We start from the raw sequence: 14,012 nt of genomic DNA on the forward strand, positions 1-14,012 counted from the left end.
ATCGAAACAGGAGCCTTTTCATGGAGTTCAGCGTAAAAAGTGGTAACCCGGAAAAACAACGCTCTGCTTGTATCGTCGTTGGTGTTTTTGAACCACGCCGACTTTCAGGAGTAGCCGAACAACTGGATAACGTCAGCGAGGGCTATTTAAGCAACTTATTACGCCGTGGCGACCTCGAGGGCAAATCGGGGCAAGTTTTACTGTTACACCATGTTCCCAATGTCCTGGCCGAGCGGGTTTTATTGGTTGGCTGCGGCAAAGAGCGCGAACTGGATGAGCGCCAGTACCGGCAAATCATTACTAAAACCATTAATACCCTAAACGAAACGGGCTCGATGGAAGCAGTCTGCTTCTTGAGTGAACTACACGTTAAAGGCCGTGATACTTACTGGAAAGTACGCCAGGCGGTAGAGGCTGCACGATCTTCGATATACAGCTTCAACCAGCTGAAAACAAAAAAAGAAGAACCGCGGCGACCGTTACGTAAGCTGGTATTTAACGTACCCAGCCGCAAGGAACTAACTGTCGGCGAACAAGCGGTACAACATGGCTTAGCGGTTGCGGCCGGTATGGATCGCTGCCGGGACGTGGCGAATATGCCACCAAATATTTGTACACCGCGTTATTTTGTCGAACAGGCCGAAGAAATTGCCGAGCAGTTTGATAACCTCAGCATCTCGACCGTAGATGAAGCCCAAATGCAGGAGCTGGGTATGAATGCTTACCTGGCCGTTGGTCGTGGCTCAGAAAATGAGTCTGTGATGACTTTAATGCATTATCAAGGGGCTTCCGACGAGCAAGCTCCGATCGTTCTGGTTGGCAAGGGCTTAACCTTTGACTCCGGCGGTATTTCCATCAAGCCTTCTGCTAATATGGACGAAATGAAATATGACATGGGCGGGGCAGCCGGTGTCATTGGCGCTATGCAGGCGTTAGCAGAGTTACAGCTACCGATTAATGTTATCGGCGTTTTGGCTGGTTGTGAGAATATGCCGGACGGTAAAGCTTACCGCCCGGGAGATATTTTAACTACGATGAGTGGCCAGACGGTAGAAGTGCTGAATACCGATGCGGAAGGCCGCTTAGTGTTATGTGATACCTTAACCTATGTTGAGCGTTTTGAGCCCGAATTGGTTATCGATATGGCGACCTTAACCGGTGCTTGCGTGGTTGCTCTGGGATCTCATGCATCAGCGGTTCTTAGCCAGCATAATCCACTGGCCAGTGAAATCCTGAATGCCGCCTCGCAAAGTGGCGATAAAGCCTGGCGCTTGCCGCTATGGGATGAATATCAGTCACAACTGGACAGCCCTTTTGCGGATATGCAAAATTTGGGCGGCAAAGAAGCCGGCACCATCACCGCCGCATGCTTTTTATCACGCTTCACTAAGAAGTACACCTGGGCCCACATGGACATCGCCGGCACGGCCTGGCAGGGCGGCTCGAGCAAAGGTTCGACCGGTCGTCCTGTACCATTATTAACGCAGTTTCTTATTAACCGCTGTAATAACAGCGAAAGTGCTGAATAGCATGCCAAACGTTACTTTTTTGCTGTTACCTGAAGTCGATGCAGAGCAGCAAAATGCCTTAATTTGCGATAAAATTGCCGCGTTATTTCGGCAGTATAAAAAAGTTCGTGTGTGGGCGCGCGATCAACAACATGCTGAGGCCCTTGATGAATTATTATGGCAGCGCCCGGCAGATGCTTTTATACCGCACAACCTGCACGGTGAGGGACCTGCTAACGGCGTACCCGTTGAGCTGTGCTGGCCGGCCGACAGCAGCGTTCAGCGACGCCCCGGCTACGTACTGTTAAATCTTGCCGATCAGGTCCCGGTGCAGGCACAGCAAAGCCATACCGTATTTGATACTGTGCCGCCCGACGAGCAAGGCAAGACACTTGCCCGGGAACGATACAAGCATTATCGGGCGAACGGCTCTCAGCTAAACACTCAACCTTTAAATCCTGAGCAGAAATAAGGTCATTATGGACAAGACGTATTCCCCCAAAGACATTGAAGAAAACCTTTATCACCAATGGGAAAGCCAGGGCTACTTTAAGCCCTCGGGTGACGGTGAGTCCTATTCCATTATGATTCCGCCTCCCAATGTGACAGGTAGCCTGCATATGGGCCATGCATTTCAGCATACCATTATGGATATTTTAACTCGATATCAGCGTATGGACGGTAAAAACACGCTATGGCAGGTTGGATCGGATCACGCCGGCATTGCCACACAAATGGTGGTGGAACGGCAATTAGCCGCTGATGGTGTAAGCCGCCAGCAACTTGGCCGCGAGCAGTTTATCGATAAGGTCTGGGAATGGAAAGAGCAATCCGGTGGCACGATTACTGAGCAAATGCGTCGCCTGGGCGACTCAGTTGACTGGGACCGTGAGCGTTTTACCATGGACGAGGGTTTATCTACGGCTGTGCGGGAGGTTTTCGTAAAACTGCACCAGGATAACCTGATCTATCGTGGCAAACGCCTGGTTAACTGGGATCCCAAGCTACAGACAGCAATCTCAGATCTGGAAGTCGAAAACAAAGAGCAGCAAGGCCACTTATGGCATCTGAAATATCCGCTCGCTGATGGCGCAACGACGCAGCAAGGAAAGGACTATTTGGTAGTCGCAACCACCCGCCCTGAAACCATGCTGGGTGATGTTTGTGTTGCTGTACACCCGGATGACGACCGTTATCAGCATCTGGTTGGCAAAGAGATTATTCTGCCCGTTGTTAACCGCCGTATTCCAATTATCGCCGACGACTATGTTGACGCTGAGTTTGGCAGCGGTTGTGTAAAGATAACGCCGGCTCATGACTTCAATGATTATGAAGTGGGCAAACGCAATCAACTGGGCATGATCGCCGTATTTGACGATACAGCGCATATTTTAGCCACCGCTGGATTGTATACCAGCACCGGTGAAAAGCTGGAACAGTTAGCAGGTTTTGACGGCCAGCTACCCGAGCGATATGCCGGCCTTGAGCGTTTTGTTGCACGTAAGAAGTTAATTGCTGAGTTTGAGCAAGAAGGCTTACTGGAAAAAACTGAATCACATACCAATAAAGTTCCTTATGGTGATCGTGGTGGTGTTCCCATCGAGCCTCACCTGACCGATCAATGGTACGTGCGGGCCGCGCCGCTGGCCGAGCAGGCCACTGCTGCAGTCGAAGACGGCCGTATTGAGTTTGTGCCAAAGCAATACGAGAATATGTATTTTAGCTGGATGCGCGATATCCAGGACTGGTGTATTTCACGACAGTTATGGTGGGGGCATCGAATTCCTGCCTGGTATGATGACGAAGGCAATGTCTATGTCGGTCGCAGCGAAGATGAAGTTCGCCAGCAGCACAACCTTGGCAGTACTAACCTACGTCAGGATGAGGACGTACTGGATACCTGGTTTTCATCCGCATTGTGGACCTTTTCGACTCTCGGATGGCCCGATAACACGGACGATCTGAAAACCTTTCATCCCACGGACGTTCTGGTCACCGGCTTCGATATCATTTTCTTCTGGGTCGCTCGCATGATCATGATGACCATGCACTTCATCAAAGATGAGCAGGGTCGGCCCGAAGTCCCGTTTAAGAAAGTGTATGTGACCGGCCTCATCCGTGATGAGGAAGGACAAAAAATGTCGAAGTCCAAAGGTAATGTGCTGGACCCTCTGGACATGATTGACGGCATCAGTGCCGATGACTTAGTTGCCAAACGTACCGCGAATCTGATGCAGCCTAAAATGCGTGAAAAAATTGAGCGGGCCACGCGCAAACAGTTCCCCGAGGGCATCTCCCCACACGGAACCGATGCATTACGCTTTACCCTCACGGCATTGGCTTCCACCGGCCGCGATATCAGCTGGGACATGAAACGACTTGAAGGTTACCGGAACTTCTGTAATAAACTGTGGAATGCCAGTCGTTTTGTGCTAATGAATACCGAGCAGCACGACTGTGGTGTTGAGGGCGGAGATATGAAGTTATCTCTTGCTGATGAATGGATCCTGGCACGCTTAAACGCTACAGTCCGGGAGTTCCGTCAGGCGCTGGATAACTACCGCTTCGATATGGCCGCCTCAATTGCTTATGAATTTACCTGGAATCAGTTCTGTGACTGGTACCTTGAATTAACTAAGCCGATTTTACAACAGGGTACTGAAGTAGAGCAGCGCGGTACACGGCACACTTTGGTTAACGTGCTGGAACAGCTACTGCGTTTATTGCATCCGATTATTCCTTTTATCAGCGAAACTATCTGGCAGCGCATTAAACCCCTGACAAGTGTTACCGGTGACACCATTATGTTGCAGCCCTTCCCGACTGAAAACCCGGACACTAATGTTCAGGCTATGCAGGATATGGAATGGCTTAAACGCGTCACTGTTGCGGTGCGTAATATCCGCGGCGAAATGGATTTATCACCGAATAAATCATTGCCACTGTTGCTGTCTCACGCTGACACCATGGAAACAGCAAGGATAGAACAAAATAAAAACTTTCTCAGCAGTCTGGCTAAGCTGCACTCGATTGAGTTCTTAGAGGCTTCTGATGAGCCACCAGCCAGCATGACGGCGCTGGTTGATAACATGCAGCTGCATATACCGATGGCGGGTCTGATCGATAAAGAGGCCGAGTGTCAACGTCTGCAAAAAGCCATTGATAAAGCAGAAAAAGATCTGCAACGGGTGAGCGGTAAATTGAGTAACGAAAACTTTGTCAACAAGGCACCAGAGTCGGTGATAGCCAAAGAGCGCGAAAAAGAAGCCGAGGCTCAGGAACAATTACAGCAGCTTCGTCAACAATTAGAAAAGATTCAGGCGCTTTAAATTTATTGCGCTGTTAATATCAAAATGCCGCTGTTTCAGCGGCATTTTTTTATGGTTATTCTTCTTCGTCCAGCAAGGTTCCCCAGCCATCGTATTCAACTCCGCACTGATCCGCTATTTCGGCAATTTGCTGGACCTGTGCGGCTAATACATTTTTATCAAGCTCTGCATCGGTAACCGCGGCGAAGGCAAACCAGCGTTGGCCCTGCGGATCATCAAATTCGTCGGCATCGTCAACGTGGTATCCTTCTTTCACCAGCTCGACGGCAGCTTTTTCAAGTTTAGTGAAATCCTGGCTCGCCAGATGATGTTCGATTTCATATAAGGCTGAGGGCTCGGCACCATCTTCAATCAGCGCTTCTACTGTTTGCTCACTTTGCTGTAATAATTCATTCACATTACTGGTCATGCGGCTTCCTTTTTGCGACAGCTTCATCAAGCTCGGTAATTTTATTCTGCATCAGATCGCGGCAATGCTTGCTTAAGTCGCGCAGCGTCTCTTTGCGGTAGTTGGCGATATGCACGGGCTGCATAAACTCAATTAATAGCTCACCGTTATCCCAGCGGTTAAGCTTTATCTTATCATGCAGGCTCGAAACGCATACCGGGACGATATCAACACCAGCCTGATAGGCTGTGTGAAAAGCGCCATTTTTAAAGGGTAATAAGCCCCGCCCGCCACTGCGGGTTCCTTCAGGAAACATCCACACTGAAATATCGCGCTTTTTAATCGCTGCAGCGGCCTGGGCGATAGTACCGTGGGCTTTACCTTTATTATTACGATCAATCAAAATATTACCGGCCAGCCAGTACAGCCAACCGAAGAAGGGAATCCATTTCAGACTTTTCTTGCCCAGAGTTACCGTATTTGGTGGCAAAGTCGCCGCAAGAGTAAAAATTTCCCAGCTATTCTGGTGGTTACAAATATAAACATAAGGCCCGCCCGCTGGTATATCAGGGTGCATTTTCACCCGCAATTTCAGCCCCAACAGGCGCGTCACAGAGCCAAAAATTCGCGCCCATAAATAGGCATTATTGCGGTGAAAGGGCCGGATGAGGCAGAAAATGCAGCCTGTGATGCCCACTAACACAACAAATAAGCCAAGCAATACTAAGCGAACAACAGCTAACATCTTATCTCCTATTGAGTTTGTCCGCTCAGTATAACCACTTTACCGACTTTAAACGTCCGATCAGTATCATTATTCAGCTGCAGACTTAGGCGCTGCAGCCTCCTCGACGTCAATGGCATCCACACGTTGCAGCCCCCGCGGCAGTTTATTACCACGCCGGCCCCGCTCACTACGGTAGTGCTCAAGGTCAGCCGGCTTAAGAGTCAGCTTGCGCTTACCCGCCTGCAGAGTGATCACCGCGCCTTGCGGAACCACCGCTAAAGCTACCACATATTCCTCCCGGGTCTGCGCTCGCAGAGCAGGTATGCTGATTAGCTTATTGCCTTTACCTTTACTCAGTTGTGGCAGATCGGCTACCGGAAAAACCAGCATTCTGCCTTCATTGGATACCACCACCACACGGTCCGTTTGCGGGTGTTCAACGGGCACCGGATCGATCACCCGGGCCCCGGTTGGCAAGGTCAAAACGGCCTTGCCATTTTTTTTGCGACTCACTAAATCACTAAACTGACAAAGAAATCCATAGCCTGCATCAGAAGCCAGTAAATAATGCTGCTGCTCCTTGCCCATCAGCACCTGTTCAACGCTTTCACCGGCGACAATATTAAAACGCCCGGTCAAAGGTTCTCCCTGGCTCCGAGCCGAAGGCAGCAGATGCGCTTCACAGGAATAACTTCGTCCGGAACTGTCGATAAAGACAACGGGCTGATTGCTTTTACCCTCGGCAGAGTCTAAATAGTTATCACCCGATTTGTAGTTTAGCTTTTCGCCGTCGATATCGTGTCCTTTGGCACTGCGGACCCAGCCTTTTTGAGACAGTACCACAGTCACGGATTCAGCCGGAGTCAGTTCCCGCTCCGTCAGCGCTTTAGCTTCTTTACGCTCAACCAGTGGCGAGCGACGTTCATCGCCGTAGGCCTTTGCATCCGCCAGCAGTTCTTTCTTAATCAGGGTCTTAAGGCGACGATCGGAGTTTAATATCTGCTCCAGTTTTTTTCGTTCTTTTTCCAGCTCATCCTGTTCACCTTTTAGCTTCATTTCTTCCAGTTTTGCTAAGTGACGCAGCTTAAGCTCAAGGATTGCCTCCGCCTGTTTATCGCTTATGCCAAACCGACTAATGAGTTCTTGTTTTGGCTTATCTTCATAACGAATAATTTCAATGACCTCGTCGATGTTTAAATAAGCGACCAGTAAACCTTCTAAAATATGTAACCGCGATAAGATTTTATCCAACCGGAACTGCAGCCGCCGGGTAACGGTCTGCTGCCGGTATTGTAGCCATTCTTGCAAGATCCCCAGCAAAGGCTTAACAGTCGGGCGACCGTCCAGCCCCAGAATATTCAGATTAACCCGGTACTGCTTTTCCAAGTCAGTAGTGGCAAACAAATGATTCATCAGTTGTTCGATATCAACCCGGTTAGAACGGGGAATAACCACCAGACGAGTGGGGTTCTCGTGATCAGACTCATCGCGCAAGTCAGCTACCAGAGGGAGTTTTTTCGCCTGCATTTGTGCAGCAATTTGCTCCAGTATTTTCGCACCCGACGCCTGGTGCGGTAACGCGGTAATTACCACTTCACCGTCTTCAATGGCGTATTTAGCCCGCATTTTTACCGAGCCACGACCACTTTGGTAAAGCTTTTTAATATCTTCTGTGGGCGTAATAATTTCTGCATCGGTCGGATAGTCAGGCCCCTGCACATGCTCCAGCAGCTGATCCAAATCCGCCCCGGGTTTGTCCAGCAGCACGGCGCAGGCGTTAGCCACTTCGCGTACGTTGTGGGGGGGAATATCAGTCGCCATACCTACGGCAATACCCGTCACTCCGTTAAGCAGAATGTGCGGTAGGCGTGCCGGCAGGACTTTCGGCTCTTTCATCGTGCCATCAAAGTTGGGGATCCAGTCCGATGTTCCCTGCCCGAGTTCACTTAGCAGAACTTCACTGAACTTTGACAGCTTTGCTTCGGTATAACGCATCGCAGCAAAAGATTTAGGGTCATCAGGAGAGCCCCAGTTGCCCTGACCATCCACCAGCGGATAGCGATAAGTAAAGGGCTGCGCCATTAACACCATAGCTTCGTAACAGGCACTGTCGCCATGAGGGTGAAATTTACCCAGCACATCACCGACAGTACGTGCCGATTTTTTATATTTTGCTACAGCTGACAAGCCTAATTCAGACATTGCATAAACAATGCGTCGCTGGACCGGTTTTAGGCCATCACCGATATGCGGTAAGGCACGATCCATGATCACGTACATCGAGTAGTTTAGGTACGCCTCTTCGGTAAAACGACTCAGGGGTGTCTGTTCACTGACTTCGGTCGACATCGGCACTCTCCGTTATAGCTCAGCCAAATCGGCCATATTGCCCTTGCTCTCTAGCCAGGTGCGACGGTCAGACGCACGTTTCTTAGCCAGCAGCATATCCATTAATTCTTCCATTTGTTCCGCATCATCAACGGTTAGCTGCACTAACCGACGGGTATTGGGGTCCATCGTAGTTTCACGCAGTGTTAGCGGGTTCATTTCGCCCAAGCCTTTGAAGCGCTGCACATTAACTTTTCCTTTTCGTTTTTCCGCGGTAATGCGATCCAGAACGCCGCGTTTTTCGTCTTCATCGAGTGCATAAAACACATCTTTACCAACGTCAATACGGTACAACGGCGGCATTGCGACAAAAATATGGCCGTTTTCCACCAGCGGGCGGAAGTGTTTCACAAACAGAGCACACAATAAGGTCGCAATGTGCAGTCCATCAGAATCGGCGTCAGCTAAAATACAAATTTTATGGTAGCGCAATTTGTCCAGATCGATTGAGTTAGGGTCAACTCCCACAGCAACTGAAATGTCATGAATTTCCTGTGATGCCAGTATTTGATCCGGTTCTACTTCCCAGGTATTCAATATTTTACCGCGCAACGGCATAACCGCCTGAAAATCCCGATCCCGGGCTTGTTTAGCCGAGCCTCCGGCCGAGTCGCCTTCGACTAAAAACAACTCGCTGCGGTTGGGCTCCTGGCTGGTGCAATCAGTCAACTTACCGGGCAAGGCCGGGCCTGACGTGACTTTTTTACGAACCACCTTTTTACTGGCGCGCAGCCGCCTTTGTGCGCTCGATATACAAACATCCGCCAAAGCTTCGGCTTGTTCGGTATGTTCATTTAGCCACAGGCTGAAGGCATCTTTTACCACCCCGGAAACAAAACTCGCTGACTGTCGGGAAGAAAGCCGCTCTTTTGTTTGTCCCGCGAATTGCGGGTCCTGCATTTTTGTTGACAGGATATAGCTGCAGCGCTCCCAAACGTCCTCGGGTGTTAGCTTAACCCCGCGCGGTAACAGGTTACGAAACTCACAGAACTCCCGCATCGCCTCAAGCAGCCCCTGTCGCAAACCATTAACATGAGTTCCGCCTAGCGCAGTAGGTATTAAATTCACATAACTTTCGCTGATCCCGTCACCACCCTCCGGTAACCAGGTAACGGCCCACTCGACCGCCTCGGTCTGCCCCGCAAAGCGACCGTTAAACGGCTCTTCCGGCAAGGTTGGCAAATGCTTAACCGCTTCGACCAGGTAGTCGGTGACGCCATCCTGGTAATACCAGCTGTCTTCAGTTTCGTCGATATGGTTTTTGAAGGTTATCGTCAGGCCAGGACATAACACAGCTTTAGCTCGCAGCAAATGCCGGAAACGGGTAACCGAGAACTTACCACTATCAAAGTACTGCGGGTCCGGCCAGAAATGGACCCGGGTTCCGGTATTGCGTTTTCCACATTTGCCGGTAACTGTCAGCTCACTCACTTTATCGCCATGCTCATAGGCCATTTCATAAATCTGGCCGTCGCGTTTTATGGTCAGCTCCACTCGCTTAGAAAGCGCGTTCACGACTGAAATGCCGACCCCATGTAAACCGCCCGAGAACTGATAACTTTTATTCGAAAATTTACCACCGGCATGCAGTTTACTCATAATCAGCTCGACCCCGGGGACTTGCTCTTCCGGGTGGATATCTACCGGCATGCCACGCCCATCATCAAAGACTTCCAGCGACTGGTCTTTGTGCAATATCACCGTTATCGTCTGGGCGTGACCGGCTAAAGCCTCGTCAACACTGTTGTCAATGACCTCCTGCCCTAAGTGGTTAGGACGGCTGGTGTCGGTATACATACCTGGCCGGCGTTGCACCGGCTCAAGCCCGTTAAGCACCTCTATTGAATCGGATTTGTAATCTGTCATGAGTTTTAGTTTTTATCCTCTGGCGCTGATTTTATCGACCCGAAAAGAACGTTATCAATGTACCGTCTGGCGGCACTTATTTGAAGCCGTGCGGTACAAATTTATGCGTACCCAGGCTCTGCCACTGGCCGCGCTGGCGACAGAGGGAAAGCCAATCTGCCAAGAACTGATTCACCTGATGTTTTTCATCGCGGTGGCGCATATCGGGATTCGGTTGTCGATAATGAACTGCCAGCCGCTTTACGCCCTGACTGGCCAACACTTCTGCCATTCGCACATCGTGGTAAAGCCGCACTTCAAGTTTTGTTTTTAAGTACTCACTCGACCAATGGCCGGGTAACTGTACTATCTCAATATCTGTCGTGTAACGAGCTTGCTGGGTTACGGTCAGGGCAAAATCCAGCTCTTCGCCGATACTGATGCGCACGGTTTCGCTGCTATCATCCGGCAATAGATTAACCAAGCCGGCGTAATTGCGTTCATTTAACTGATGTAAAGCGGCCACATCGACCACGTACTGACTTTGACTCGCCACTCTGACCTACCTGACTTATTAAAAATTATGATTTGAATAATTGCTGCTGGTTAAGCTGCATCCATTGTAACCCAATCACGCTGGCGGCATTGTTAAAATATCCCTTTTCCAGCATTCGTACCGCTTCGGTAAAAGAAATTCGACTCACACGGATATCTTCATGTTCTTCCGCAAGCCCACCAAATTCCGCCGCACCCGCTGCATCCACTTTGGCAATATAAATACTCAGCCGTTCATTAGTGCCGCCCGGACTGGAATAGTAACTCATCGCTTTTTGCAGTTGCGTTGCCTGCAACCCCGCCTCTTCCATTAACTCCCGCTCAGCTACCTGTTCCGCTGATTCGTCGGCATCAAACATGCCGGCCACAAACTCAAAAAGCCAGGGCCCCTGCTCATTATTCATGGCACCGACCCGAAATTGCTCAAGCACCACTAATTCGTCGCGCTCCGGGTCGTAGGGTATGACCATTACCGCATCACCCCGGTCCATCAGCTCACGGTCCATCATAGCACTCCACTCGCCATTAAATAGGCGATGTTGAAGCGTGTAACGATAAACAGACAAAAAACCCTCATAAAGTGCAGTCTTCCGGGCAATCCGGACATCTTCCCGATTAAATTTTGGTTTCACGATTTTCCTTACTGTCTTATTTGTTGGCCAACTCACCGCATAACATACATTCTGTTACACTTAGGCGTGACCTGAAACTAAGTTTCGCTTAAAGTTAAACTGATAACAGAGTAAACTGGCAATCATTCAGCTTTGTACGTAAATTACTTAGCCATTGATGACACATTTCAATTACCCCTTGCATCGATTGGTAAAACTTAAGCTATGGGACGTTTTAAACAATGAAAAAGCATATACTGTCCGCAACTGTTGGTTTGGCGCTTTCCGCAGTTACTGTTACGGCAAGCGCAGACGATTTGGCTCAAATTTATCAACTCGCCGTTGACAACGATCCCGCTTTATTACGGGCTGCTGCCGAACGAGATGCGGCACAACAACAAATTGATATTGCCAAGTCGGCATTTTGGCCACAGATATCGGCCGAACTCGGTTACTCTGAATCTGAATCCGAGTCGCAAAGTTATTTTGAAACCCAGCAAGCTTACATCACTCTGGACTCAGAGCGGACGGGCTGGAACGCCGGGATTAACCTCAATCAAAGCATTTTTGACTGGAGTACCTGGAAAAACGCCGCCATCGCTGAAAAGCAAGCTTACAATGCAGAGGTCGCCTATCGCAACTCGGCACAAAGCCTGATGCTGCGGGTCGTTAATGCTTATTTTGGCGCGTTACAGGCTCAGGATGACCTTGCCTTCGCTGAAGCGGAAAAGCGAGCAATTGAGCGACAACTGGAGCAGACCAAACAACGCTTCTCAGTGGGTCTGACAGCAATAACCGACGTTCATGAGGCCCAGGCGCAGTTTGACAGCGCGGTAGCGGCTGAAATCCAGGCCAGTAACGCGGTTAATATTGCTTTTGAAAATATTCGTGAAATAACCGGACGTTACCCAAACACTCTGGCCGGCTTACAAACTGATAATTTTGACCCCTCAGCTCCCCAGCCCGTCAATATTCAGGAATGGGTTAAAAAAGCTGAAAACGGTAACTTAAGCTTAATGCAAAGCATGGTCGCGGTTGATATCGCAGAGCAGCAAATTAAGTTACAGCAAACCGGCCATTACCCAACCGTCTCGTTAACTGCTCGTTATTCGACAACCGACACTGAAACTGAAACCACCGGTCAGGGCTTCAATAACACTTCGAACCCGCCGCGACTGGACAGCCAGTCAATTGGCCTAAACGTCAGTGTGCCCATTTTTACCGGGTTCCGCACCACAGCACAAACTGCCCAGGCTCGGGACAACTACATCGCAACCAGCCAGACCATGGTAGAAACTCAACGAACCGTTGAGCGAGAAGTGCGTAATGCGTTTTATGACGTTAACGCCTCGCTGTCCAGTATTAACGCCTTTCAACAAGCGGTAACTTCCGCTGAGAGTGCCTTAAAAGCCACTGAAGCAGGCTTCGAGGTCGGTACTCGTACCATTGTCGACGTTCTGAACAGCACTCGTAATTTGTTTAACGCCCGCCGCAATCTGGCTGAAGCTCGCTATGGGTACATTCGTCAAAGACTGGCTCTGGAACAAAGTATTGGTGAATTAACGCCTCAAGATTTGCAGGATATTAATGCCAGCTTGTCAGAACAAGCTGACGGCACCGCCGCTGAATAGAAGGTTCGGCTTCACAGCTGGCGGCCATCGTGACAGGTCGGTTCACGATGGCCGTCAGTTTTATGCTAATATCAGGCAAATTTTTTGCCCAGACTGCTCACAGTGATCGAACAACCCAAATTTAAACTTTACTTTCTGCACCCAAAGTTCTGGCTCACCTGGCTGGGCGTTTTAATCCTTTATTTAATTTCCTGGCTGCCCTATCGCTTACAACTGACACTGGGAAAGGGCTTAGGCCGGTTATTTAAGCGCGCCATGCCGCGCCGGGTCAATATTGCGCGGCGTAATTTAGAACTGTGTTTTCCCGATAAGTCCGGCCCGGAAATAGAGCAGTTAGTGACTAAAAATCTGGAAAATACCGGTATTGCCTATTTTGAAATAGGTATCGCATGGTGGTGGCCGAGCTGGCGTATTAAGCGCAAAATGCATGTCCATGGGGTAGAAAACCTGGAACAGGCACAAGCAGATGGCAAAGGCGTTTTAATGCTGTTATTTCATTTTCTGAGCCTGGAAGTCCATGCCCGGTTACACGGTTTTGTTAAACCAGCAGTGGGTTTATACCGTCCTCATAACAATGCGGTTATGGAATACCTGCAAACCCGCGGGCGCGGTCGCTCAAATAAATACATGATCCAACGGCGCGATGTTAAAGCCATGCTTAACGCGCTAGCCGCCGGAGAAATTGCCGGCTACCTGCCGGACCAGGATTATGGCCGCCGCCGCGTTGAATTTGTACCGTTTTTTAGTGTTCCCGATGCATCAACAACTACTGGCACAACACTTTTTGCTAAACACCCTAATTGTAACGTTCTGGTGAGCCGCTGTATTAGGCGCGATGACGGCAGCGGCTATGATTTGTACTACGAACCCGCCTTGCAGGGTTTCCCCAGCGGCGATAATAAAATTGACGCTGAACGGGTCAACCGCCTGGTGGAAGCGGCAATCAAACAAGCACCTGATCAGTACCTGTGGGTGCACCGCCGGTTCAAAACCCGACCTCTTGAGGACATGCCAAGCTATTACGATTAGT

At 49.8% G+C, this 14,012-nt stretch carries 11 protein-coding genes; 5 read left to right on the plus strand and 6 right to left on the minus strand.

The annotated features are described in order from the left end of the window. Positions 1-20 precede the first annotated feature (20 nt). Genes pepA through LG288_RS08795 form a run of 3 tightly spaced genes read left to right on the plus strand, consistent with a single transcriptional unit; the run spans position 21 to position 4,837 of the window. The gene (pepA, locus tag LG288_RS08785) at positions 21-1,529 is read left to right on the plus strand and encodes a leucyl aminopeptidase (RefSeq protein WP_404399824.1); all 1,509 of its coding nucleotides are present in this window, start codon (positions 21-23) and stop codon (positions 1,527-1,529) included. A 1-nt stretch (position 1,530) separates the two neighbouring features. Next, a complete protein-coding gene (locus tag LG288_RS08790) occupies positions 1,531-1,980 on the plus strand; it encodes a DNA polymerase III subunit chi (protein WP_404399825.1) in 450 nt (149 codons plus the stop codon). A 7-nt stretch (positions 1,981-1,987) separates the two neighbouring features. Continuing rightward, complete coding sequence (locus LG288_RS08795; protein ID WP_404399826.1) at positions 1,988-4,837, plus strand: valine--tRNA ligase; 2,850 nt, start codon at positions 1,988-1,990, stop codon at positions 4,835-4,837. Positions 4,838-4,892: 55 nt separating this feature from the next. On the opposite strand, the gene rraB is transcribed toward LG288_RS08795, so the two are convergent. The 6 genes from rraB to LG288_RS08825 form a co-directional block, all read right to left on the minus strand. Next, positions 4,893-5,246 carry a ribonuclease E inhibitor RraB gene (gene rraB, locus LG288_RS08800; protein ID WP_404399827.1) on the minus strand — a complete coding sequence of 118 codons (354 nt, stop codon included), beginning with the start codon at positions 5,244-5,246 and terminating at the stop codon, positions 4,893-4,895. Continuing rightward, positions 5,236-5,970, minus strand: a complete 735-nt coding sequence (locus LG288_RS08805) for a 1-acylglycerol-3-phosphate O-acyltransferase (RefSeq protein WP_404399828.1) — start codon at positions 5,968-5,970, stop codon at positions 5,236-5,238. Before LG288_RS08805 ends, rraB begins: the two co-directional genes overlap by 11 nt. Positions 5,971-6,039: 69 nt before the next feature. Further along, on the minus strand, positions 6,040-8,301 hold the full coding sequence (parC, locus tag LG288_RS08810) for a DNA topoisomerase IV subunit A (RefSeq protein ID WP_404399829.1): 2,262 nt from the start codon (positions 8,299-8,301) through the stop codon (positions 6,040-6,042). A 12-nt stretch (positions 8,302-8,313) separates the two neighbouring features. Then, positions 8,314-10,206 carry a DNA topoisomerase IV subunit B gene (gene parE / locus LG288_RS08815; protein ID WP_404399830.1) on the minus strand — a complete coding sequence of 631 codons (1,893 nt, stop codon included), beginning with the start codon at positions 10,204-10,206 and terminating at the stop codon, positions 8,314-8,316. Positions 10,207-10,282: 76 nt separating this feature from the next. Further along, entirely contained in the window at positions 10,283-10,741 is a 459-nt protein-coding gene (locus tag LG288_RS08820; protein WP_404399831.1) for a DUF1249 domain-containing protein, read from the minus strand. A 25-nt stretch (positions 10,742-10,766) separates the two neighbouring features. Continuing rightward, positions 10,767-11,372, minus strand: coding sequence for an NUDIX domain-containing protein (locus tag LG288_RS08825; RefSeq protein ID WP_404399832.1), 606 nt, complete (start codon positions 11,370-11,372; stop codon positions 10,767-10,769). A gap of 221 nt (positions 11,373-11,593) precedes the next feature. Here LG288_RS08825 and tolC point away from each other — a divergent pair, with 221 nt between their 5' ends. Together tolC and lpxL are read left to right on the plus strand one after the other, a co-directional pair. Then, positions 11,594-12,982, plus strand: coding sequence for an outer membrane channel protein TolC (gene tolC, locus LG288_RS08830; protein WP_404399833.1), 1,389 nt, complete (start codon positions 11,594-11,596; stop codon positions 12,980-12,982). 102 nt (positions 12,983-13,084) lie between these two features. Next, a complete protein-coding gene (gene lpxL / locus LG288_RS08835; RefSeq protein WP_404403074.1) occupies positions 13,085-14,011 on the plus strand; it encodes an LpxL/LpxP family Kdo(2)-lipid IV(A) lauroyl/palmitoleoyl acyltransferase in 927 nt (308 codons plus the stop codon). Position 14,012: the final 1 nt, after the last annotated feature.

The sequence above is a fragment of the Idiomarina seosinensis genome, from assembly GCF_044797955.1.
Taxonomy (GTDB): domain Bacteria; phylum Pseudomonadota; class Gammaproteobacteria; order Enterobacterales; family Alteromonadaceae; genus Idiomarina; species Idiomarina seosinensis_A.